Origin of the sequence: Acinetobacter sp. UBA6571 (genome assembly GCF_002434085.1) — a bacterium.
Lineage (GTDB): Bacteria > Pseudomonadota > Gammaproteobacteria > Pseudomonadales > Moraxellaceae > Acinetobacter > Acinetobacter radioresistens.
This window is the reverse complement of sequence record NZ_DJJJ01000015.1, coordinates 17,853-40,724: the sequence shown is the minus strand read 5'-3', so window position 1 is coordinate 40,724 and position 22,872 is coordinate 17,853. Positions and strand designations below refer to the sequence as shown.

Here is a 22,872-nt window from a genome sequence, read left to right as displayed (position 1 = left end):
CTGTTTTATTTCATTAAACATAAAAATTAGGCCAAGCTTAGAAAGCTTTTATAAAACTGAAAAACTCTGGTGCATGACTGAAATGATCGTGCTAAGATAGGAGAAATCGGGTGTGTTCCCGATTTTTTTATGCGGATCATTTCCGCGCTGACAAGAATTTAGGTTTACCGCATGCCCATTTCAGAGACATGGTTATTACCTGATGGTGTAGCTGATGTATTGCCAGAACAAGCGCAAATAATTGAAAAACTGCGCCGTAAAGCTTTAGATTTCCTCGTCTCACGAGGTTATCAGTTAGTCTATACACCTTTTATAGAATATATCGAATCTCTATCTTCTCTTTCAGAAGCAAATCAAGACCTGGACCTTGCCACTTTTAAGGTAATTGACCAGTTAACAGGCCGGTTACTGGGTATACGTGCAGACATGACTCCGCAAGTGGCTCGTATTGATGCACATGTGCGTCCGGTAGAAGGTGTGGCTCGTTATTGCTACGCAGGTACTGTCTTGCATACTAAACCTCAGGGTTTTAGTGCCACCCGTGCACCGCTGCAACTGGGTGCCGAGCTTTTTGGTTCAGAAAGTATAGATGCTGATGTTGAAATGGTTGACCTGATGATCAGCCTGATTCAGAAAGCTGACCTGACTGATGGTATTCACCTGGATCTGGGCCATGTAGGACTGTTCCGTAGTCTGGTAAAACAGGCAGGCTTAAATAAAGCTACTGAACACCAACTTTCGGATTTATACCAGCGTAAAGCTCTACCAGAGCTGGCAGAATTTACCCAAACACTTCATTTTGGTTCAGATTTCTATGTACTTGGACGCTATGCCAGTGATCTGGGTGCTTTAGAAGCAAATTTAAGTGCTGAAATTTTAAAGAATGCAGCCTTTAAACAGGCATTTGATGCAGTGAAAACGACGCAGTCTGAAATTCAGGCACGCTGGCCGAACCTGCATATCGGTATCGACGTAGTCGAACTGCGTTCTTACCATTATCATACTGGTCTGATGTATGCCGTGTATGCGCCAAATCGTGCAGCACCACTGGCACAGGGTGGCCGTTATGATGGTATTGGTGAGCATTTCGGACGGGCGCGCCCTGCAACTGGTTTTAGCTGTGACTTATATGCTTTAAGTGCAGGCCAGTTTAATGAGTTAAGTATTGTTGTTGCCCCTAAAGGTACCGATACCGACTTGTTAAAGATGATTGAGCGGTTACGTACTGAAGGGCTGAGTGTAGTTCAGCTGCTTGGACAAGATGACTTGAGTTCTGTACCGAATGCAACACACCAGTTAGTGCAAGTTGCAGGTCACTGGAATCTCGAAAAAATTTAATCGCCTGTTTGAATGTTCATGTCATTCGAACTGGTTTTCAATTTTAACAGCATGATGTAATGAGGCTATTATGGGCAAGAATGTTGTGGTACTTGGTACCCAATGGGGCGACGAAGGTAAAGGTAAAATCGTCGATCTGCTCACTGATCAGGCGGCTGCAGTTGTTCGCTATCAGGGTGGACACAATGCGGGCCATACACTAGTGGTCGGTGGTAAAAAGACTGTTTTACACCTCATTCCATCAGGAATCTTGCGTGAAAATGTTCTGTGCCTGATTGGCAATGGTGTTGTGCTTTCTCCAGCAGCACTAATTGAAGAAATGAGTATTCTGGAAAAAGAAGGTGTACCGGTAAAAGAGCGCCTGCGTATTTCTCCTAACTGCCCACTTATTTTGCCTAACCATATTGCACTTGACCAGGCACGTGAGAAAAAACGCGGTAATGCTAAAATTGGCACGACTGGTCGCGGTATTGGACCTGCGTATGAAGACAAGGTTGCACGTCGTGCCATCCGCGTTGCTGACCTAGTACGTGGTGGTGAACATCTTACAGCTCAGCTGACTGAACTTCTGGACTACCATAACTTCCAGTTGACTCAATACTACGGTGTTGAAGCAGTTAAACTGGAAGATGTGCTGGCACTGTGTGATGAATGGCGTAAGGTTGTTGCTCCACTGGTTGTGGACGTAACTACTGAATTGCATAACTACCGTAAAAACGGTGACAACATCATGTTCGAAGGCGCGCAAGGTTCACTTCTTGACGTTGATCACGGTACATACCCGTATGTAACTTCTTCGAATACAACTGCTGGTGGTGTAAGCTCTGGTTCAGGTCTAGGTCCATTGCATCTTGATTATGTACTGGGTATTACCAAAGCGTACACAACGCGTGTAGGTGCAGGCCCATTCCCAACTGAGCTGGTGTATGACGCTGCAAATGACACAGGTGATGCAATTGGTAAACACCTAGGTACGATTGGTAATGAATTTGGTGCCTCTACTGGTCGTCAACGTCGTTGTGGCTGGTTCGATGCTGAAATTCTGCGCCGTTCAGTTGATGTAAACTCACTTTCTGGTATTTGCCTGACTAAACTTGACGTTCTTGACGGTTTGGAAGAAGTGAAAATCTGTGTAGGCTATGAAGCTGCAGATTCTGGTTGTGTTGGTTCTTCTGATGCGCTTGCATTCGAAACTTTAAAACCGATTTACGAAACTATGCCAGGCTGGTCTGAGTCAACTTTTGGTGCGAAATCACTGGATCAGTTGCCACAAGCTGCATTGAACTATGTAAAACGTCTTGAGCAATTGATTGAATGTCCAATCGACATCATTTCAACTGGTCCGGACCGTGCAGAAACTATTGTATTGCGCCATCCGTTTGATGCCTAAATAATAAACGGTTAAAAGCCTCGCTTCAGCGGGGCTTTTTTATGCACACCAAGCTACTCACCGACTAAAGTCGTGCTGTAAAAAATGTAAAGGCTAATTAATCTGCCTTTTAAAATTTTTAGTTGAATATGTTCAGGAAAGAAAATGCAAAGTAACACGTCTAAAACCATGTTTTACTCATTGCTTTTTGCCATTGGAGGCGCACCCACATTAGCGATGTGGATGATTTACATACAGACTAATGGTGCTCTTGAACAACACTGGACAACTTTACTGGCTTTATCTTTTGTACTGGCTGCGATCATTGCGCCTCTCATCCTGATTCAGAATTTTTACATATTATGGAAACGAAAAAAAGTTGATATTGAGGACAAGATTGAGCCAATTGCCCACTTTTATTTTGTACTGGATCTGGTGTGTTTAGTATCATGGATTCTTATCAGTTTTCTCTAATAATTCTATCTGGTTAAGATGAACTGGTTTATTTGAGATAGATCTTGAGAATAATAGGGAATAATGGAAAAAAAGCAATAAGCTCATTTTGTAAACCAAGACATGAGTGATATTAACGAAAACATCATGCCTTAAGCAGTTTAAACACTGATGCGCTTAGCCATTGGCTCTAAAGAATACCTTTATAATCAAGAAATACTAATTACATAAATCCTATGATTATGAAGCGTTTATATATTTTAAGGTGATGATGCTTTCAATATAATGCATCTGTTTATATTGAGGATGACCGTGTCATCCATGTGGAGAGCATTATAATGAACAACAAAATTCTACTCAGCTTTTTTGCTGCTGGTGCAGTGACATTATCAGGATGTAGCACACTTGCTGATTTTGCCGGCGCAGATACCGCGACCCTAAATGCAACAGCCGCACAAAGCTATAACCAAATGGTGCAGGAAGCACGTGCTAAGAATCAGCTAGATACGTCTTCAAGTACTTACCGTCGTGTAAATACTGTATTTAACCGTTTGCGTCCGTATGCTGACCAGATGAATCAGACTGGTGTGAAATTTGATTGGCAGCTAACTGTTTTGAAATCTGACCAGATTAATGCCTATGTTGCACCAGGCGGTAAGGTGGTGGTCTATACCGGTATTGTCAACAAGCTTAACCTGACTGATGCAGAAATTGCTGCAGTTATGGGGCATGAAATGGTCCATGCCCTTGAAGAGCATGCTAAAAGCAAGATTGGTGCACAGGCTTTAACTGGTTTGGCATTAAATGTAGGCAAGGCTTATGCGGGTGATGCTATTGGAAGCCTAGGTTCAGCAGCGCTTGACTTGGGTGCTCAGGTAGGCGTGGGTTTACCCTATTCACGCAGTCTGGAAAGCCGTGCCGATCAGGGTGGTTTAATATTAATGGCACGTGCTGGCTATAATCCGCAAGCTGCGATTACCTTATGGGAAAAAATGAACAAGCTTGAAGGGGCAGGTGGCTCTTCATGGTTATCGACGCACCCATCAAATGGTGAGCGTATTGCTGCAATGCGTAAGAATCTGCCAGCAGCACAGGCAATTTATAATCAGCGTAAATAAAATTGATTTTATAAAAAGGATGCCACGGCATCCTTTTTTTATTGGGCTGCGTTAAGGCGCCGGATTAGGTTGCTGCTTATGAATTTCCTCTATACCTTTCAGAATTTCTGGACTCAAATCTATTTTAAAGGCATCTACATTTTCTTTAAGCTGATCTAGATTGGTTGCGCCAATAATTGTTGAGGTGACAAAGAACTGCTGCTTAATAAATGCCAGTGCTAGCTGCGTTAATGTTAACCCATGCTTTTCTGCAAGCAAAGCATACTGTTCGGTGGCCCATTCGGATTGCGGGTTAGAGTAGCGTGAAAAACGCGAGTAGAGTGTTACCCGTGCATTTGCAGGTCGTGCGCCATTGCGGAATTTGCCAGTCAGATAACCGAATGCCAGTGGGGAGTAAGCCAGTAAGCCGACACCTTCATATTGGGCAATCTCTGCCATGCCAATTTCATAAGTGCGATTTAATAAATTATAGGGATTTTGAACACTTACAAATTTTTCTAGTCCCATTTTTTCCGCTAATTGTAAAAATTTCATGGTCCCCCATGGGGTTTCATTGGAAAGGCCAATATAGCGGATACGACCTTTCTTAATTTCATCATTTAAGGCAGTAAGTGTCTCTTCTAGTGGAGTAACCTGGTTAGATAGTTCTACATGCTGGTTACCATAACCAAGTTGACCAAAAAAATTGGTCGGACGCTGTGGCCAATGTAATTGGTACAGATCAATATAATCAGTTTGTAATCTTTGTAGGGATTGGTCTAGTGCAGTAGAAATGTCTGAAGCAATAAAACGGGTATTACCATCACGAATATGGCTACCGCCTTGAGAGGGGCCTGCAATTTTAGAAGCCAAGAATAATTTATCACGGCCACCATGTTGGGAAATCCAGTTACCAATAATACGTTCAGTGGCACCTTGGGTTTCTGGTTTAGGCGGAACCGGATACATTTCTGCAGTATCCCAGAAGTACAGACCTTGTTCTAAAGCATATGCCAACTGTTGGAAAGCTTCGGACTGGGTATTCTGCTCACCAAAAGTCATGGTACCTAGGCAGATTTCTGGTAATTTAATCCCTGTCTGGGCAAGTGGATGAAATTTCATAATGATCCCTTTAAAAGTCTGTTATTAGCATAATACAGGGTATAGAGATAGCCAACTTGGTCTTAAGGTTAGTTAAGCGTTGCCTGATCTATAAATTCTGGATGAAAAAATAGTACTCGACACAATAATGAGAAATAGATAACTAACTGGTCGATAGTATGAGAATAGTTCATAGAATATTTACCAAGAAAAAGGCAAACCCGAAGATTTGCCTTTAATTCAATAGATAAAAACTAGAGTTTATTCTTCATCTTCAGTATCAAAATCTGAGGCAGATGATTCATTATTCTGTTCAAGTGAACTATCAAAGATCAGTATCGCTTTACCTTCTGTTTCAATCATACCTTGCTCCTCAAGAGTTTTGAGGACACGGCCAACCATTTCACGTGAGCAGCCTACAATACGGCCGATTTCCTGACGGGTAATACGGATCTGGCGGCCATTAGGTAAAATCATGGCCTCAGGCTGAGATGCCAGATCAATCAGGCAGCGCGCAATTCGTCCAGACACATCAATAAAAGCCAGATCAGTTACTTTACGTGTAGTGTTTTTCAGGCGACGCACGAGCTGGGCAAATACTGCATAGCTTAAATCGGGAAATTGTTTACTCAGTTCATGAAAATTCTCATAACTAATTTCTGCAATTTCACACATCTCCCGGGTACGAACTTCAGCTGTACGTTGTGGATTGGCTTCAAAAAGCCCCATTTCTCCGAAAAAGTCACCTGGATTTAAATAGGCTACCACAATTTCACGGTCATCATCTTCGCGCAGTACAATAGAAACAGAACCTTTAAGGATGAGATATAAAGATTTGGATTCTGTACCGGCATCAATAATGGTAGTACGTTTTGGAAATCTGTTAATTTTTGCTCGTTTTAGTAGTGCTTTCACTGATTCAGGTAGTTGACCTGGAGAAAGGGCGTCAGTACTGAGTTGTGAAAAATTAGAATTCATGCCTAGAGTTCCGAAGGGGATAATAAGAAGATCGCACAAGACCTAAGATGAACTTGTCACACAGCAGAGATGAAATTCCTTATCAACTCGTTTTATGTTAGTGTACAGGTACTTGGTAAATTTATAGCTTTTTTTAGGTAGTTGCAATGCAAACAAGTGTTCATTGGCTAGAGAATGTTGCTTTCGAAGCTAAATCTGAAAGTGGTCATAGTGTCGTCATGGATGGGTCAGCGGAATATGGTGGAGAGAACCGTGGACCGCGCCCGATGGAACTTATCCTGATGGGATTGGGTGGATGTGCTTCATTTGATATTGTGACGATTCTGAAAAAATCTCGCCAAGATATTCAGGACGTGGTGTGCCAGCTTAAAGCTGAACGTGCTGATACCATTCCTGCTGTGTTTACCAAAATTCATCTGCACTTTGTTGTGACAGGTAAAGATATAAAAGAAAAACAGGTTGCCAAGGCAGTTGAGCTTTCTGCTGAAAAATACTGTTCTGCCAGTAAAATGCTTTCCGACGGCGGCGTAGAAATTACTCACGATTATGAAATTATTGAAACGGTTTAAGCAGTCTAGACTGCCTGAATCAGCATGCCGGTTTTTACCGGCATTTTTTTATTGTTTATTTTTATGAAAAAGAACTCCCTATACTTGAAACCTTCATGATGTGAGCTCATATTATAACTGAAATCTAATGTTTTTGTTTTAATAAGCTTTTGAAAAATATATATAATTCTGTTTGAATTTTACAAAAGTGTTCCCATCTATTACTCAAGTACAGAATTGTTGTGAGGAATAACAAGAATGCGATTCGAAAAATTTACTAACCGGTTACAACAGGCTCTATCTGATGCCCAGTCTCTAGCAATGGGTAAAGATCATACTGCAATTGACAGTATCCATATTTTGGCAACTTTAATTGAGGAACCTTCCAACTTAAGTTTGCTACAACAGGCAGGTGCCAATCTTCGTGAACTACAGCAACGGCTTGAAAAAGCCTTCAATGATGCGCCAGTGTTATCTAACCCTACTGGAGATATTAATTTAAATCCTGATGCTGTAAAAATATTAAATCTGGCTGACCGTTATGCACAAAAGGCAGGAGATGAATTTATATCTACCGATTGGGTCATGCTGGCACTAGCAGAGTCAGGAAATAGTAAAACTATTTTAAACGGCGTGGGCGTAACTGCAGAGACGCTACGCCCTGTAATTGAAAAAATTCGAGGTAGTGAGAAAGTCATGAGTAATAATCATGAAGAACAACGCGACTCATTAAATAAATATACCATTAACCTCACTGAACGTGCACTGGCCGGAAAACTTGATCCGGTTATTGGCCGTGATGATGAGATTCGTCGTACGATTCAGGTCTTGTCACGACGTACCAAAAATAACCCGGTACTGATCGGTGAACCCGGAGTAGGTAAGACAGCCATTGTAGAGGGCTTGGCTCAGCGTATTGTAAACGGTGAAGTCCCAGAAAGCTTGAAAGATAAACAGGTACTGTCTTTAGACTTGGGTTCACTTCTGGCTGGTGCAAAATATCGTGGTGAATTTGAAGAGCGCCTGAAAGCGGTTTTAAATGACCTGGCTAAACAAGAGGGTCGGGTGATCCTGTTTATTGACGAGTTACATACACTGGTAGGTGCAGGTAAAACCGATGGCGCCATGGATGCAGGTAATATGCTCAAACCTGCTCTAGCTCGTGGTGAGCTGCGTTGTGTGGGTGCTACTACACTCGATGAATACCGTCAGTATATTGAGAAAGATGCGGCACTTGAACGTCGCTTTCAGAAAGTTCTTGTAGATGAACCAAGTGTAGAAGATACCATCGCAATTTTGCGTGGTTTAAAAGAACGTTATGAAGTGCATCACGGTGTCAAAATTTTAGACTCGGCGATTATTGCTGCAGCGAAAATGTCGCATCGTTATATTACTGACCGGCAGCTGCCGGATAAAGCCATTGACCTGATTGATGAGGCAGCTTCACGAATTAAAATGGAGCTGGACTCTAAGCCTGAAGCTTTGGATAAGCTGGACCGTCGCCTGATTCAACTGAAAATGCAGCTTGAAGCCGTTAAGAAAGATGAAGATGCTGGAAGTAAGTCCGAAGTCAACTATCTGGAAAAACAGATTGAAGAAGTTCAGAAAGAATATAACGATCTTGAAGAAGTATGGAAGGCTGAAAAAACGCTGGTAGAGGGAACCAAAAAAGCACAGGTGGAGCTGGATCAGGCTCGGGTTGCTTTAGAAAAAGCCCAACGTGAAGGAGACTGGGCTGAAGCCAGCCGTTTACAATATGGTGTTATTCCGGAATTGCAAAAACAGCTTGAGCAGGACGAAGTGATTGAAGACCACGAAGAGCCTAAATTGCTGCGTAATAAAGTGACTGATAATGAGATTGCAGAAGTCGTCAGTGCTGCTACAGGTATTCCTGTCGCGAAAATGCTGCAAGGTGAGCGTGAAAAACTGCTGCATATGGAAGAATTTTTGCATAATCGCGTAGTTGGGCAGGATGAAGCTGTAGTTGCGGTATCTAATGCTGTTCGTCGCTCACGTGCCGGATTGTCAGATCCAAACCGTCCAAGCGGATCATTCCTGTTCCTTGGCCCAACGGGTGTAGGTAAAACAGAATTAACTAAAGCTTTAGCGAATTTCTTGTTTGATAGTGACGATGCCATGATCCGGATTGATATGTCTGAGTTTATGGAAAAACATTCAGTCAGCCGCTTGGTAGGCGCACCTCCAGGTTACGTAGGTTATGAAGAAGGGGGGGTATTGACTGAAGCAGTACGCCGTAAGCCTTATAGTGTTATTCTGTTTGATGAAGTCGAGAAGGCTCATCCAGATGTCTTTAATATTTTATTACAGGTACTGGACGATGGCCGACTGACTGACTCGCAAGGACGAGTGATTGACTTTAAAAATACTGTCATTGTAATGACTTCGAATCTGGGCTCACAAGATGTTCGGGAACTGGGTGAAGGCGCCAGTGATGAAGAAATGCGTTCTGTGGTTATGAATGCAGTAAGCCATCATTTCCGTCCGGAGTTTATTAACCGGATCGATGAGCTGGTGATTTTCCATTCACTGAAAAAATCACAGATTCGTGGTATTGCTGACATTCAACTGGAACGTCTACGTTCACGTTTAGCTGAACGCGATATGAGCTTGACAATAGATGATACAGCCTTTGATCTGTTAATTGATGCAGGTTTCGACCCGGTGTATGGCGCGCGTCCATTGAAACGTGCTATCCAGTCACAGGTAGAAAATACTTTGGCACAAAAAATTCTCTCTGGTGAATTCCAGGCTGGAGATAATATTTTGATCAAAGGGGAACATGGTCATCTTGAGTTTGATAAGCTCAAACTTAACTAAATTTGTATAAAAAAGCCCACATTAAATGTGGGCTTTTTTATTTTATACATAACTTTATCTAGATAAAATTTAATTTACTGGATAATGCTGGATTTTCCAGGCACGGTGGATTTTCTGATTGCGTTTGAAATCCGGCCCGATAGTCTCCTGAGTGATTTCTTCAATATCAAACATGGCTTCAATTTCTTCATCCATCTCGAAACCGCGGTAATTATTTGAAAAATAAAGCGTACCTTCGGTTGTGAGACGGTTCATGGCACGTTTAAGTAATGAAACATGGTCACGTTGTACATCAAAGGTTCCGTAGAACTTTTTCGAGTTTGAGAAAGTGGGCGGATCAATAAAAATCATATCATACTGTTCATGGCCTTCTTTAAGCCACTCAAAACAGTCACTGGCAAAGAACTGGTGCTGCTGGTCAGGATGGTCAACAGTTAAGCCGTTTAAAACAAAATTTTCTTTAGACCAGTTTAAGTAGGTATTTGACAGGTCTACACTGGTTGTACTGGCTGCCCCGCCGAGTGCAGCATGCAGGCTGGCTGTAGAAGTATAACTGTACAGATTCAGGAAGTGTTTACCTTTAGCCTCACGTGCAATACGTAGGCGCATTTGACGGTGGTCGAGAAACAGTCCGGTATCTAGATAATCTGTCAGGTTCACTAAAATTCTGGCTTGTCCTTCCTGAACAATAAACCGTTTGGACGCCGTACTCTGCTTTTCATACTGTGCTTTACCTGCTTGACGGGCACGGGTTTTAATAAATATCGCATCACGCCCCAGGCCCGTCACTGTCCGGATAGCGGCAAGTGCCAAATTAAAACGTTTCTTGGCTTTTTCCGGATCAATCGTTTTTGGTGGAGCATATTCCTGCACATGCAAACGGTCACCGTACAAGTCAACTGCAACGTTAAAATCAGGCAGATCTGCATCATAAAGACGCAGGCAGAACACACGATCCTTGGTTGCCCATTTTTTCAAGGTTTGCATATTTTTTTGCAATCGATTAGCAAAATCTTGAGCACCTTCAATTTCTACATTTTGAGGCTGCCATTTTTCTAAGAAAGGTACGTTATCGGATGCAGGTTTGATCGTTCCAAAACGAATATAAATTGGCAGCTTACCATTCATCAGGCGTAGAGTTTCAGGATGCTCAAATGCCAGAACATCTGCCTGTTCTACTTGTGCTGCAATTACTGCTGCATACTGGTTAGGAAAGTGTTTCTGTAACTGGCCAGATAAACCGAGATAAAGTGCCCGGTTAGAAGCTTTCTCGCCTAAACGTTCGCCATATGGGGGATTGGTGACAATAAATGCAGTTTTTTCAGCTGCATCGAATTCAGGCCAGTCAGCAAGTGTACGTTCTTCTACCTGAATCTGTTCCAGCTGTTTCTCGAATCCGGCGGCAGCAATATTCTGGCGGGTAGCTTTAACCGCTTCCCAGTCCGCATCAAAAGCATAAAATTTAGGTAAAGGCTGTTCAAGTGCCTGCTCGTGGCGTTCTACTGCTTCGGCTTTAAGTGACATCCATAATTCACGGTCATGACCATGCCAGCCATTAAAGCCAAAACGGCGTACCAGGCCCGGAGCCCGGTCAGTCAGAATCATGAGAGACTCAATAATAAACGTACCTGAACCGCACATTGGATCTAAAATAATATCCGGCTTTCTTTTTTCAATACCAGCCTTGTGTAATATTGCTGCTGCCAGATTCTCTTTAATCGGTGCATCGGTCATATAGCGACGATAGCCGCGTTTATGCAGGGAATCTCCGGATAAATCCAGACAATAAGTATGTTCAGTTTTACCAGCCAATACGTATAAGGTAATTTCCGGTTGCTTAGTATCAATACTAGGACGGCGGCCTACTGCTTCCATAAAGGCATCGACTACACCATCCTTAACACGTAAGGTGGCAAACTGGGTATTGACCTTAATATCACGCTCTACGTGCAGACGGATAGCAAAAGTACTTTGAGGTGCAAAAATAAGTGACCAGTCAAAGCTAAGCGCACCATCATACAGTTCTTCAGCCACATCGCGGGCATCATGACTAAACTCGATTTCCTGGGTATGAATGGGTAACAATACGCGTGAGGCCAGACGTGACCACATACAGATACGGTAAGCAGTCTCCAGAGAACCTTGAAAAACTAACCGGCCTGGTTTGCGTTCTACATTTGACGCACCGAGTTGTGCGATTTCCTCTTCAAGCAAGAGCTCCAAACCATCAGCACAGGTGACCCAATAAGTAGATAAACGTTGCGATGCATTCATGCAAATTTCCAAACCAGACAAGCAAACGACAATTTTAACGTATTTTCGTTGTTTTAGGCGGATGATCTTAAGAAGTTATTTCAGAAATTGTTTATCTTCATTATCCCGTGCATTATTAAAGAGAATGATTTCTCTTGATGAAACTAAACAGGTTTAAACGTAATTCCTTTCATATTTTAAATTTCTGGTATGTATCTTGCTAAATTCTTGAGCATATTAGTGTTTATTTGCCATACAAGCAGATGTACTAACCATGTACAAAACTGACTTAATATTTTTTAAAATAAAATAAGGGAATTTTATGAATATTTTATCTTCAAATCACAGTGATATTTTTTCTATCGCAACTTTAATTTATACACGCTTACGCCGTGTATCTGGACGCGTAATTGATGTGATGTATATGGTGGAAAGTGAAAGCTACACTCAGTATGTCATGGAGTTGGCCAAAAAAACGCAGGATGCAGAACTCATCCGTTTGGTAACACGTCTCTCTGCTCTAGTTTGTCCACCAATCATGGCAGAGGTGGAAGCACAAAATAATGAAGAGAGCACTGAGTTGTTTGATAGAGAGGTGACGAAAGAGCCAGATTATCAGGCGCAGGTAGCTCATCATTATATTGGTGCACTCAGATAATAATGCTCTAAACAGGGAAGTTTTAAGACTTAATCTGGATTTAAATTTAAATAAAGAAAAATAATTTCTTAATATGAAGAACTGATTTAATTTATCTTTTTGAAATAGATGGTTAATAGTTCATAAAATAAATAATTCTACTAAAAATTTTGAAAAATCTGGCTGCCCAAACTGAGGGAGAATCTATATAATGCATTAACTTAACGTCTAAGGAATCTCTCATGCATTTGGCTGCACTGCATACGCCGAGTCAGATTCAGCTCAATCAATACGGTCATCTTAAACATTTTCTGACCATTGAAGGCCTTTCCCAGCAAACCCTCATAAAAATTCTCGATACTGCTTCTTCCTTTTTTAATGATCAAAACCAACTCATAACCTCACCTTTACTCGAAGGCCGTACGGTCATGAACCTGTTTTTCGAGAACTCGACCCGCACCCGCACAACTTTTGAAGCTGCTGCTAAACGTTTATCAGCCAATGTACTGAATATTGATATCGCCCGTTCCAGTACATCTAAAGGTGAAACCCTGCGTGATACGCTGTGGAATCTTGAAGCAATGGCGGCCGATCTTTTTGTTGTACGCCATTCATCTTCAGGTGCTGCACATTTTATTGCAAAAGATGTGTGCCCGAATATCGGGATCATTAACGCGGGAGATGGACGTCACGCCCATCCCACCCAGGCTATGCTGGATATGCTTACGATCCGTCGTGAAACTGCCCGGCCATTTGAAGAGTTAAGTGTTGCCATTATTGGTGATATCAAACATTCACGGGTAGCACGTTCGGATGTAGCCGCGCTACAGACCTTAGGCTGTAAAGATATCCGCGTCATTGCGCCGAATACCTTATTACCTTTTGGCTTTAAGGAATTTGGTCCGGAAGTCCGACTTTTTAATAACATGGATGAAGGCGTAAAAGATTGCGATGTCATTATTGCACTTCGCATCCAAAATGAACGTATTGATTCACCTGCACTTTCTTCACAGTCTGAATTTTATAAAATGTATGGACTGAATGAAGACCGGCTGGCATTAGCAAAACCGGATTGTATTGTCATGCATCCAGGCCCAATGAACCGTGGCGTAGAAATCGACTCCAGCATCGCTGATGGTCCGCAGTCAGTAATCTTGCGTCAGGTGACCAACGGTATAGCAGTACGTATGGCTGTGCTGGCACTAACAATGCAAGGGCAGTTAGAAGAGAAAGGTTTGATTGAAGCGTTGGCGATATAAGGGTAAAGAAATGAGTATTGTCAAAATTGAAAATGTACGCGTTCTTGACCCGATCGCCAAAACTGACAGGATTGAAACAATCTTTTTGCAAAATGGTACGCGTGTCGATGCCAGTGATGATGTCGAAAGAACTATTAATGGACAAGGTAAATGGCTTATGCCAACTATGGTTGACCTGTGTGCACGTTTGCGCGAACCGGGTCAGCAGCAGCATGGGACATTAAAATCTGAAGGCCGGGCTGCACGTCATAATGGTATTTTGCATGTGATTACACCGCCAGACTCCAAGCCGATTGTTCAGGATAATGGCTCGCTGATCCATGGCTTACAAGAGAAAGCTATGTTAGATGGTGGTATTTATCTGCATATTATCGGTGCACAGACTCAAGGTCTAAATGGTAAGCAGCCTGCTAATATGGCGGGTCTGAAAAAAGGTGGATGTACTGCAGTTTCTAATGCTCATGCACCTTTTGAGAATGATGATGTAGTTATCCGTACCTTGGAATATGCAGCGGGTCTGGATATGACCGTTGTGTTTTATGCTGAAGAGCCACAAATTGCCAAAGATGGCTGTGCCCATGAAGGTTTTGTCGCTTCACGCCAAGGCTTGCCTATGATTCCGGTTATGGCAGAGACCGTCGCTATTGCTAAATATCTGCTTATGATAGAGGCAACCGGAGTACGTGCCCATTTTGGTCTGCTGTCTTGTGGCGCATCTGTTGAACTGATCCAGATTGCTAAGGCCAAAGGCTTACCTGTAACTGCTGATGTTGCCATGCACCAGTTGCATTTAACTGACCAGTTAACAGATGGATTCAATTCACTGGCGCATGTACGTCCTCCTCTACGCTCAGCACAGGATAAGGAACTATTACGCCAAGGCTTGAAATCGGGAATAATTGATGCCATTTGTACGCATCATGAACCCTTATCCGGTTCTGCTAAAATGGCGCCGTTTGCAGAAACCTTGCCGGGAATCAGTGCATTTGATACTTATATTCCGTTTGGTATCCAGCTGGTTAAAGAAGGCCTGTTCAGCCCGTTAGAATGGGTAGAAAAAGTAACGCTGGAGCCGGCACGAGTAGCCAATATGGTAAAACGCTGGCAGTCAGAATCAGGCTGGGTACTGGTTGATCCTGATCTGGAATGGACAGTCAGTAAGGAAAATATGCTGTCTAAAGGTAAAAATACACCACTGATTCAGCAAAAGGTGCAAGGTAAGGTTGTAGAAATATTCCTGCCTTAAACAGAATGATATGGAAGAAATAGAAAAGCCAGCATAAGCTGGCTTTCTTATTGAGTTTTTCAGTGATTTATTAAAATTTCTATAACATTTTGTTATTTCTAAAGAGTTTCGCTAGTAACCGTATTAATATTCAGCATAGTATAAAAAACAGCTTATTTTAAATGCATTAATTCCAATAATAATGCCAATAAAAGAGAGAATGATGATGAGTATAAATTTTATTGAATTATTGAGGCAAAAGGTTTCAGCTATTGTTCTAGAAGGTGAGACCACTTATCTGGTAGAAAAGTCTGATGCACTGGCACAATTTTATCCAGTTTTACTGGCCATTTTAAAAGCTCGGCCTGAGCTGATACCTTCTTTAGAAAACCAGTTAAATCCGACTCTAAATGAATTATTCGGACATCATATCGCTCTTAAAGAACAATTTTTAAATCAGGTAAGTGGTAGTATTCCTCATCTCGAAACCGAGCGCATATTAAACCAGTCTATTACACCGACAATGGCTGTTTTAATCGAAGAGGCGGGTAGTCCAGACCCGGAAGCGATCAGACATCTGCTTTATACTCATCAGGATATTATTCTGGCAGTATTACCACACTGGGCAATGGCGCTATTAGCCGGTCTAGGTATTAATCCTGCCGCAGGGGAAACTCTTTATCAGGCGCCACGGGAACCAGATCCGGTCATTATAGAGGATCGAAGAACCAATGTTTTATGGCCATTGATTGGTATTGTTGTTTTAGCAATTCTGGCAGCATTGATGCTCAGGGCGTGTGATGATGATCAAGAGACTGATCAGCAGGCTGTAGTCAATGGAACCCAGCCAGCATACTTTCAGTTAACCACTGGAGATGAAGGTGAGTTGATTACCTGCCAGATAAGAATCAGTGATTTAAAATATGTAGATATTTTACAAGGCGAGGTTAAGTATACTTTTAGTCATCCTTCTGGTTGTGGTGTAGATACCCAGTCTATCTATCATGCAAGTTTTATGAATCAGGATGCTTTACCAAGCGTATTGAAAATCGTACAGGGTGTACCAAATTCTTCAATTACCTGGACAGGTAAAGAAATTAATATCCAGTCTTCCCGTAATAGTGATGCACAGAGTCTGGTTAGTCAGATTCGCTTGCTCGTACCAGATATGACTATCACCACCCAACAACTCGTTGCCAGCAATCCTCAGCCAACCCATGCTGGAGTTACAGATGCTGAACGTACCTTATCACAAATTAATCCTGATAATATTAAACCACTAGATATAGCTACCGCACTGAATCTTGAAGTAATTCATTTTGCCAGCGGTTCTGCACAAGTACCGGATGTTAATAAACCGATTCTTGATCAGGCGGCCGCCCTGTTGCAACGTGTGCCAAATGTAGTCGTCACTGTAAAAGGTCACACCGATGCTGAAGGCAGTGAAGCTGTTAATAACAATCTGTCTGTACAGCGTGCCCAGGCTGTAGTGAATTATCTGGTAAGCCGGGGGGTGAGCCCAAGTAAGCTGCAAGCTTTAGGATATGGTCAGGACCAGCCGGTCACTGATAATGCAACCAGTCAAGGCAAATTTCAGAATCGCCGGATTGAGTTTGAAATTTTGAATACGGATACGGGTGTAGTTCGTGAAGTAAATGAACAAGGCGTTAAACCTGCTTCATGATTTTAATATTAGATAAAACAAATATTTTTAAAAAGGTCAGTTAAACTGGCCTTTCTATATCATTTGAATTTTCATATTTTAATGAAGATAAAAATTTAAAATAACGATTGATAGATTAAAGCAGATTTATTCTTGGTGTTTTATAAAGCGCTTTAATAATAAAATATAAAAAAGGTTTATATTATTTTATTAGTTTGAACTGTAGATAAAAATAAGCATGAGAAATCTGGTCAGTTACCTCAAAACTTGATTAAAATACGCCCCATAAAATTACAATACACTCTGGATTAAAGATGAAAAAATTATTAGCCCTATCAATGCTTTCATGTATTGCTGTATTAGGGGGATGTGATGGCTTTAAAAATAAAGATAAACAGGATCAGGCAGCTGTTCAGGATATGGCAGACTGGAGCTGTACCAATCAGGATAATCTGAACCAGATTCAAAAATACCTTAAAAGTGAATATTTAAAAGAAGTTGAAAAGAACCTCAGGCAGTCTGACTATTATGAAGCAGACCGGGAGCTTCTGGCTAAGATCAACCAGAGCTTAAGATTTGAGGTTAAAAATGTGCGTACTGTGACCGAAGATCCTAAGAATGCGAATCAGTTAAACTGTGAAAGTCAGCTGGTTGTACATTTTCCAAAAGGCTTATTGCAACGTGCAGAAAATGCCTATCAGAAATACCTAGAAAACTGTGAAGAATGTGAGGGCGGAACGACTATAGCTGACTATCTGGAAGAAGGTGAATCAGGTTTATCCCTAAATAATAACCAGTTGCGCGGTACATTTTCTTATGACATTACCAAAACTGACAAAGAAGGCTTGAGTCTGGATATTCCTAATCAGAACGCAGTCATCGATGGTGTGGTTTTTGTGACGGTAAAAGCAGTGCAATATGCAGCTTACGTCAAAGAAAATCAGGAAATTCAAAATTCTATCAAAGAATCTGTTCATGAGAATACTGTCCAGACTGAACTTGCACAAAAAGCAATGGATATCCGCAAAAAAGAACTGGATGCTGAAAAACAGAAGCAGGTAGAACGTTTGAACCAGATTTGGGACAGTCTGACAGAAGAGCAGCGTACTCAGTTAAAGCAAGACCAGTCTGACTGGTTTGAAAAACGTGATGTAGATTGTAAGGTAATCTCGCAGAGAAGTGTTTATCAGATTCCTGAAGCAGAACGCGAGGTTTATCAAAAGCAGTCAAATTACTGGGATAAAGCCATGGAGCAGCAAAATCAGGATATGCAGTACACCAAATGCTTTAATCAGAAAACTGCTGAACGTAGTGTCTATCTCAATAACCTGTTTTAATGGATGACTGTTGAAAAGAAAAAGGGCGGATTGATTCGCTCTTTTTTTATTGGCATGCTAGAGCATTATTTTTCACTATCAGTCTTTTATGCGTATTAGTTTTATCGGTTCAGGCAAGGTAGCGACTCATCTGGCACGGGGACTTGCAAAACAGCATCAAATTGTTCAGGTGTTCAGCCGTAATCTGGATCATGCCAGACAACTTGCAGAGCAATTCAATGCTGAACCAATTGACCACTATCATGATATCAATTCACAGATTGACCTGATAATTATTGCAGTAAGTGATCAGGCAATTACAGAAACAATTGTTCAGTTAGCTCCGTATTTATCAAGCAGTCTCGTCGTACATACATCCGGAAGTACTGCTTTAAATATACTATCGCAACATTATTCTCATGCGGGTGTTCTATATCCGTTGCAGACTTTCAGTTTTGAACGTGAGATTGACTGGCAGGCTACTCCAATATTTATTGAGGCAACTGAAGCTAAGAATCTGGAAATTCTTAAATATTTGGCAAATAGCCTAAGTCAAAGGATATATAATTATTCTTCAGCCCAACGTTTAAGCCTGCATCTCGCTGCCGTATTTGCCTGTAATTTTACTAACTATTGTTATGATCTGGCCAAACAGATAGTAGACCAGCAACAGGTGGATTTTTCGCTGCTTTATCCCTTGATCAGTGAAACTGCCCAGAAGGCACTGCAACATGATCCACATTTAATGCAAACTGGTCCTGCAGTGCGTGGAGACCAAAATATTCTTAATATGCATATGCAGCTACTTAATCACGCTGAGCGTGAAGATTTAAGGGAAATATACCAAGTGATGAGTCAAAGTATTTTAAAATCACATCAATGTATTAAATAAAAAGATTGAACTCGCTCAAACTCGGAGCAGTAAAAAAACAGGACCGAAGTATGGCAAAGGATTTTAATAACTCCAAAGTTGTGAAAACTTATAATGAGCACATCCGTAAACTGATTCCAGGTTATGAGTTGGTACATCAGCAAATTCAGGCTTTATTGAAAGCTTATATTGCCGGTAACAAAGTACACCTATTAATTATAGGTTGCGGTACTGGCTATGAGCTGGGTTATCTGCTTCAGCAATTTCCAGAATGGAAATTTACTGCAATTGATATATCTGACACCATGCTTGATAAGGCCAAACAATATGTTCAACAGTTTGATGGCAATAATCGAGTAAATTTTATTCTGGGTGATATGAGTCAGCTAGATACTGATCAGAATTTTGATGCAGCCTTATCTATATTAGTCACACATTTTATTAGTTATACTGAGAAATCTAAATTTTTAAAACAGATCTATGAGACCTTAAAACCAGGCGGAATGTTTATAACTTTTGATCTGGTAAAAATAGTATCACTGCAGGAAAAACTCAGCTTAAAGTATATATGTGAAAATAACGGTCTCAGTGAAAAGCAGACTGAAACCATGCTTCAACGTTTAGAAGATGATTTTTTCGCTTTGTCTGAACAGGAGACTTTCCAGTTTTTAAAACAGGCTGGCTTTAGCCAAGTCAAAAGATTTACCCAGCTTTTATGTTATGAGGGGTTTATTGTACAGCGTTAAGCTGGCGAATACTTTAATTCACCAGCTTGTTTTTTCAATCATTGAATCTTTTTAAAAATAAAGTCATTAATTTTGTGGCCCGCTTCAATGCCACGGCGCTCAAATTTGGTTTGTGGACGCCAGTCCGGACGTGGATAACTATGACCTTTTCCTGCAAGGTTTTCCAGTCTAGGACGATTGTCTAGAACCTCAAGCATCCATTCTGCATAAGGTTCCCAGTCAGTAGCCGAGTGGAAGGTACCACCGAGTTCAAGCTTTTGTTCAACCAGTTCCATACGTTCATGAGCTACAAAACGGCGTTTGAAGTGGCGTTTTTTCTGCCAGGGATCTGGGAAATACAGCTGAATGCAGTTGATACTGTTATCTGGCATTTCACGCAGTACCTGAATAGCATCGGCATCCAGTAAACGCAGATTTTTTAGTCCTGCCATACCTGCTTCATAGACACATTGTGCTATACCGGGCACATGTACTTCAATCCCTATAAAATTACGCTCAGGATTGGCTTTGGCCATAAGCACTAGCGAACGGCCCATACCAAAACCAATTTCTACAGTCAGCGGGCGTTCAGGGTATTCAAAGTGTTGACGTAAGTCACCCACTGGATACTCTAAAATCAAATTACGATACTGTTCCAGAGCTGTGCGCTGTGAAGTATTTAGCGGTGAGGAGCGACGCATAAATGTCACAATTTCACGATGTTCAGGCAAATTGTCCAGTTCGGTAATTTGCGTTTCTAACTGATCGGTTGACATAATCTTGGCAGTACTAAAATCTGAAAACGCTATTTTAAAGACTGAAAAGGGCAAGTCAAATTTTTTGCACTCACTTAAGCTTAAAACATGCAGGTACTAAAAATAGCACTTTAAAACTTGAAAAATTATTGAATATTCTCAATATTGTATAAAGTAAATTTTATTTCAATATTTACGCTTTTTTGCAATTTATAACTTTGTTGACTTGAAAGTCTTTATGAAGCGTTTTAAAACATTATGAGTTAAATAACAAGGATCATATATGAAGCTTTATTATTCTCCAGGTGCATGTTCACTCGCAGCGCATATTATTTTAAATGAAATTAATGTTGATTTTGATTTAGAGCGAGTGAATTTAAAAACTCATAAAACAGAAAAAGGTACTGATTATTACGAAATCAATCCAAAGGGTTATGTGCCTGCGCTTGAGATCAATCCGGGTCTAATTTTAACTGAAAATGTAGCCATTCTTCCTTTTCTTGCCCAGCATGACCCAAAACAGGATCTAATTCCGCCATCAGGCATGGGACGTGCCAAAGTACTTGAATGGCTGGGATATCTGAATTCTGAACTGCATGACGCTTACGCTGTATTTTTTACAGGTAAACTGGGGGATGATGAAAAAGAAAAGGCCTATGCTGAGGTTGACCGACTACTAACGTATATTGACAATTATCTAGAAAACTGGGAATGCGATTATCTGGTTGATGATAATTTTGGTCCGGCTGATGCTTATCTATTTGTACTCACCAACTGGTCAAATCATATTGAACATGACCTGAGCCCATATAAGAATATTGTGGCTTTACGCAACAAAATTGCAGAACGTCAATCTGTTCAGATTGCAATGCGTGATGAAGGCTTGATTCCTTAAGCTGGTTGCTTTAAAAAGGACTCATATTGAGTCCTTTTTTTATTAATACTATTTAAAGAAGTAGCCCGTCTCTGGGGAGCTAGCATTTGCCATACGTTTACGTGGCATACGACCAGCCAGATATGCTTCACGGCCAGCTTCAACTGCTTTTTTCATAGCAGAGGCCATTACTACCGGTTGCTGTGCAGCAGCAATTGCAGTGTTCATGAGTACACCATCACAACCAAGCTCCATAGCAATTGCAGCGTCACTTGCTGTACCTACTCCTGCATCAACCAGTACCGGGACTTTGGCATTTTCTTTAATAATCGAAATAGTATGAGGATTCAGAATTCCCAAACCTGAGCCAATCAGGCTACCAAGTGGCATAATCGCTACACAGCCCATACTTTCGAGTTCTTGGGCTACGATTGGGTCATCCGAGGTATAAACCATAATCTCGAAACCATCGTCAATCAGGGTACGTGCAGCTTTTAGTGTAGCTGTAACATTCGGATATAATGTTTTTTCATCACCTAGTACTTCAAGCTTGACCAGATTATGGCCATCAAGTAATTCACGTGCCAGCATACAGGTACGAATGGCACTATCAGCATCAAAGCAGCCTGCTGTATTCGGTAAGATCGTATATTTTTCTGGAGGAATAACAGAGAGCAGGTTAGGTTGATCTGGATGCTGTCCAATATTCACGCGCCGGATGGCAACAGTTACTATTTCAGCACCACTTGCCTGAATAGCCAAATCAGTTTCATTTAAGTCTTTATATTTTCCGGTGCCAACCAGCAAACGTGAACTGAATTGACGGGAACCAATAATTAAAGGGGTATCTTGCATGGAAGAGCTCCAGATTAGCCGCCACCGACAGCGTGAATAATTTCAATACGATCTTGATCCGAAATAGGGGTATGTTCCAGTTTGCTTTTAGGAATGATCATTTCATTCATTTCTACTGCAAAACGCTTACCCTCTAGTGCAAGTGACTGGACCAATTCTAAAAGGTTCTGGCAGGGCGTATGCATAAGTTCGCCATTTAAATAGATCTGCATACCATTATTTCCATTCTTATCTTAAATATTTAAATGCATTCCAGGCCAGCAATAACCATCCACCAATCATCAGCGCCCCCCCAATAGGTGTAATCGCGCCAAGACCACGCGGAAGCCCTAGAGCCATAATATATAGTGAGCCACAAAACAGAAAAATACCAAACTGGATGAGCAGGAAACTGCCTTTAATTGGGAGTTGAGGCAAAGTCTTACTTATCACACCTAAAATCAATAAGCCTAAAGCATGATAAAAAAAGTATTCTGTTGCTGTGTGCCACCAAGCCAGTTGAGCTTCACTGGCACGAGTCTTTAAACCGTGTGCACCAAAAGCACCTACCATGACCGCCAAGGCAAGGTTGAGTGCGGAGATTGCAATCCACATAAGCCATAACCACCTGAAAAACTAGATGAACATTAACATAGATTTATATAGAGAATAAGGGTAATAAATAACAAAAATGAGAAACTAAAAAATAAGAAAGGGCAATAAATGCCCTTGGCTTTT

21 protein-coding genes are annotated in these 22,872 nt (G+C 41.3%); 14 read left to right on the top strand and 7 right to left on the bottom strand.

Translation table 11 applies throughout. The annotated features are described in order from the left end of the window. Positions 1-171: 171 nt before the first annotated feature. The 4 genes from B3X18_RS02425 (at position 172) to B3X18_RS02410 (ending at position 4,278) form a co-directional block, all read left to right on the top strand. On the top strand, positions 172-1,338 hold the full coding sequence (locus tag B3X18_RS02425; protein ID WP_005014965.1) for an ATP phosphoribosyltransferase regulatory subunit: 1,167 nt from the start codon (positions 172-174) through the stop codon (positions 1,336-1,338). Positions 1,339-1,408: 70 nt separating this feature from the next. Further along, complete coding sequence (locus B3X18_RS02420) at positions 1,409-2,728, top strand: adenylosuccinate synthase (protein ID WP_005025384.1); 1,320 nt, start codon at positions 1,409-1,411, stop codon at positions 2,726-2,728. A 144-nt stretch (positions 2,729-2,872) separates the two neighbouring features. Further along, on the top strand, positions 2,873-3,181 hold the full coding sequence (locus B3X18_RS02415; RefSeq protein ID WP_005014961.1) for a phosphoethanolamine transferase domain-containing protein: 309 nt from the start codon (positions 2,873-2,875) through the stop codon (positions 3,179-3,181). Positions 3,182-3,498: 317 nt separating this feature from the next. Continuing rightward, positions 3,499-4,278 (top strand): M48 family metallopeptidase, encoded by a 780-nt coding sequence (locus B3X18_RS02410; protein ID WP_005014959.1) that lies wholly within the window; start codon positions 3,499-3,501, stop codon positions 4,276-4,278. Positions 4,279-4,329: 51 nt separating this feature from the next. Here the strand turns inward: B3X18_RS02410 and B3X18_RS02405 are convergent, their stop codons facing one another. Then, entirely contained in the window at positions 4,330-5,379 is a 1,050-nt protein-coding gene (locus B3X18_RS02405) for an NADP(H)-dependent aldo-keto reductase (protein WP_034670126.1), read from the bottom strand. A gap of 240 nt (positions 5,380-5,619) precedes the next feature. After that, positions 5,620-6,336 (bottom strand): cAMP-activated global transcriptional regulator CRP, encoded by a 717-nt coding sequence (gene crp / locus B3X18_RS02400; RefSeq protein WP_005014956.1) that lies wholly within the window; start codon positions 6,334-6,336, stop codon positions 5,620-5,622. A gap of 146 nt (positions 6,337-6,482) precedes the next feature. Between crp and B3X18_RS02395 the strand changes: the two genes are divergently transcribed. Continuing rightward, positions 6,483-6,905, top strand: a complete 423-nt coding sequence (locus tag B3X18_RS02395) for an OsmC family protein (RefSeq protein ID WP_005025388.1) — start codon at positions 6,483-6,485, stop codon at positions 6,903-6,905. A gap of 237 nt (positions 6,906-7,142) precedes the next feature. Continuing rightward, the gene (clpB, locus tag B3X18_RS02390; protein WP_005025391.1) at positions 7,143-9,722 is read left to right on the top strand and encodes an ATP-dependent chaperone ClpB; all 2,580 of its coding nucleotides are present in this window, start codon (positions 7,143-7,145) and stop codon (positions 9,720-9,722) included. A gap of 69 nt (positions 9,723-9,791) precedes the next feature. Here the strand turns inward: clpB and rlmKL are convergent, their stop codons facing one another. Then, the gene (gene rlmKL, locus B3X18_RS02385; protein ID WP_005025394.1) at positions 9,792-11,996 is read right to left on the bottom strand and encodes a bifunctional 23S rRNA (guanine(2069)-N(7))-methyltransferase RlmK/23S rRNA (guanine(2445)-N(2))-methyltransferase RlmL; all 2,205 of its coding nucleotides are present in this window, start codon (positions 11,994-11,996) and stop codon (positions 9,792-9,794) included. Positions 11,997-12,297: 301 nt separating this feature from the next. Between rlmKL and B3X18_RS02380 the strand changes: the two genes are divergently transcribed. The 7 genes from B3X18_RS02380 to B3X18_RS02350 all read left to right on the top strand — a co-directional run bounded on the left by B3X18_RS02380 (position 12,298) and on the right by B3X18_RS02350 (position 19,692). Continuing rightward, a complete protein-coding gene (locus B3X18_RS02380) occupies positions 12,298-12,633 on the top strand; it encodes a hypothetical protein (protein ID WP_005014948.1) in 336 nt (111 codons plus the stop codon). A gap of 221 nt (positions 12,634-12,854) precedes the next feature. After that, on the top strand, positions 12,855-13,871 hold the full coding sequence (locus B3X18_RS02375; RefSeq protein ID WP_005014947.1) for an aspartate carbamoyltransferase catalytic subunit: 1,017 nt from the start codon (positions 12,855-12,857) through the stop codon (positions 13,869-13,871). A gap of 10 nt (positions 13,872-13,881) precedes the next feature. Then, a complete protein-coding gene (locus B3X18_RS02370; RefSeq protein ID WP_005025398.1) occupies positions 13,882-15,117 on the top strand; it encodes a dihydroorotase in 1,236 nt (411 codons plus the stop codon). Positions 15,118-15,319: 202 nt separating this feature from the next. Further along, a complete protein-coding gene (locus B3X18_RS02365; RefSeq protein WP_005025399.1) occupies positions 15,320-16,780 on the top strand; it encodes an OmpA family protein in 1,461 nt (486 codons plus the stop codon). 293 nt (positions 16,781-17,073) lie between these two features. Further along, positions 17,074-18,096: a lysozyme inhibitor LprI family protein gene (locus B3X18_RS02360; RefSeq protein ID WP_034670121.1), complete on the top strand. Its 1,023-nt coding sequence runs from the start codon at positions 17,074-17,076 to the stop codon at positions 18,094-18,096. Between the two features lie 88 nt (positions 18,097-18,184). Continuing rightward, a complete protein-coding gene (locus tag B3X18_RS02355) occupies positions 18,185-18,967 on the top strand; it encodes a Rossmann-like and DUF2520 domain-containing protein (RefSeq protein ID WP_005025403.1) in 783 nt (260 codons plus the stop codon). A 50-nt stretch (positions 18,968-19,017) separates the two neighbouring features. Next, entirely contained in the window at positions 19,018-19,692 is a 675-nt protein-coding gene (locus B3X18_RS02350) for a class I SAM-dependent methyltransferase (RefSeq protein WP_005025405.1), read from the top strand. A gap of 38 nt (positions 19,693-19,730) precedes the next feature. Here the strand turns inward: B3X18_RS02350 and trmB are convergent, their stop codons facing one another. After that, positions 19,731-20,447, bottom strand: coding sequence for a tRNA (guanosine(46)-N7)-methyltransferase TrmB (trmB, locus tag B3X18_RS02345; protein ID WP_005014937.1), 717 nt, complete (start codon positions 20,445-20,447; stop codon positions 19,731-19,733). A gap of 262 nt (positions 20,448-20,709) precedes the next feature. On the opposite strand from trmB, the gene B3X18_RS02340 reads away from it, so the two are divergent. Beyond that, entirely contained in the window at positions 20,710-21,321 is a 612-nt protein-coding gene (locus B3X18_RS02340; protein WP_005014936.1) for a glutathione binding-like protein, read from the top strand. A gap of 48 nt (positions 21,322-21,369) precedes the next feature. Here the strand turns inward: B3X18_RS02340 and B3X18_RS02335 are convergent, their stop codons facing one another. The 3 genes from B3X18_RS02335 to B3X18_RS02325 are packed head-to-tail and all read right to left on the bottom strand — an operon-like array spanning position 21,370 to position 22,749. After that, positions 21,370-22,155 (bottom strand): thiazole synthase, encoded by a 786-nt coding sequence (locus B3X18_RS02335; RefSeq protein WP_005025409.1) that lies wholly within the window; start codon positions 22,153-22,155, stop codon positions 21,370-21,372. A gap of 14 nt (positions 22,156-22,169) precedes the next feature. Further along, positions 22,170-22,367, bottom strand: a complete 198-nt coding sequence (gene thiS, locus B3X18_RS02330; protein WP_005014927.1) for a sulfur carrier protein ThiS — start codon at positions 22,365-22,367, stop codon at positions 22,170-22,172. A 16-nt stretch (positions 22,368-22,383) separates the two neighbouring features. Beyond that, complete coding sequence (locus B3X18_RS02325) at positions 22,384-22,749, bottom strand: DUF423 domain-containing protein (protein ID WP_005014926.1); 366 nt, start codon at positions 22,747-22,749, stop codon at positions 22,384-22,386. Positions 22,750-22,872 lie beyond the last annotated feature (123 nt).

Coding starts and splice junctions, on each gene's coding strand:
- B3X18_RS02425 (WP_005014965.1), top strand. CDS start 172: ATGCCCATTTCAGAGACATGGTTATTACCTGATGGTGTAGCTGATGTA.
- B3X18_RS02420 (WP_005025384.1), top strand. CDS start 1,409: ATGGGCAAGAATGTTGTGGTACTTGGTACCCAATGGGGCGACGAAGGT.
- B3X18_RS02415 (WP_005014961.1), top strand. CDS start 2,873: ATGCAAAGTAACACGTCTAAAACCATGTTTTACTCATTGCTTTTTGCC.
- B3X18_RS02410 (WP_005014959.1), top strand. CDS start 3,499: ATGAACAACAAAATTCTACTCAGCTTTTTTGCTGCTGGTGCAGTGACA.
- B3X18_RS02405 (WP_034670126.1), bottom strand. CDS start 5,379: ATGAAATTTCATCCACTTGCCCAGACAGGGATTAAATTACCAGAAATC.
- crp (WP_005014956.1), bottom strand. CDS start 6,336: ATGAATTCTAATTTTTCACAACTCAGTACTGACGCCCTTTCTCCAGGT.
- B3X18_RS02395 (WP_005025388.1), top strand. CDS start 6,483: ATGCAAACAAGTGTTCATTGGCTAGAGAATGTTGCTTTCGAAGCTAAA.
- clpB (WP_005025391.1), top strand. CDS start 7,143: ATGCGATTCGAAAAATTTACTAACCGGTTACAACAGGCTCTATCTGAT.
- rlmKL (WP_005025394.1), bottom strand. CDS start 11,996: ATGAATGCATCGCAACGTTTATCTACTTATTGGGTCACCTGTGCTGAT.
- B3X18_RS02380 (WP_005014948.1), top strand. CDS start 12,298: ATGAATATTTTATCTTCAAATCACAGTGATATTTTTTCTATCGCAACT.
- B3X18_RS02375 (WP_005014947.1), top strand. CDS start 12,855: ATGCATTTGGCTGCACTGCATACGCCGAGTCAGATTCAGCTCAATCAA.
- B3X18_RS02370 (WP_005025398.1), top strand. CDS start 13,882: ATGAGTATTGTCAAAATTGAAAATGTACGCGTTCTTGACCCGATCGCC.
- B3X18_RS02365 (WP_005025399.1), top strand. CDS start 15,320: ATGATGAGTATAAATTTTATTGAATTATTGAGGCAAAAGGTTTCAGCT.
- B3X18_RS02360 (WP_034670121.1), top strand. CDS start 17,074: ATGAAAAAATTATTAGCCCTATCAATGCTTTCATGTATTGCTGTATTA.
- B3X18_RS02355 (WP_005025403.1), top strand. CDS start 18,185: ATGCGTATTAGTTTTATCGGTTCAGGCAAGGTAGCGACTCATCTGGCA.
- B3X18_RS02350 (WP_005025405.1), top strand. CDS start 19,018: ATGGCAAAGGATTTTAATAACTCCAAAGTTGTGAAAACTTATAATGAG.
- trmB (WP_005014937.1), bottom strand. CDS start 20,447: ATGTCAACCGATCAGTTAGAAACGCAAATTACCGAACTGGACAATTTG.
- B3X18_RS02340 (WP_005014936.1), top strand. CDS start 20,710: ATGAAGCTTTATTATTCTCCAGGTGCATGTTCACTCGCAGCGCATATT.
- B3X18_RS02335 (WP_005025409.1), bottom strand. CDS start 22,155: ATGCAAGATACCCCTTTAATTATTGGTTCCCGTCAATTCAGTTCACGT.
- thiS (WP_005014927.1), bottom strand. CDS start 22,367: ATGCAGATCTATTTAAATGGCGAACTTATGCATACGCCCTGCCAGAAC.
- B3X18_RS02325 (WP_005014926.1), bottom strand. CDS start 22,749: ATGTGGATTGCAATCTCCGCACTCAACCTTGCCTTGGCGGTCATGGTA.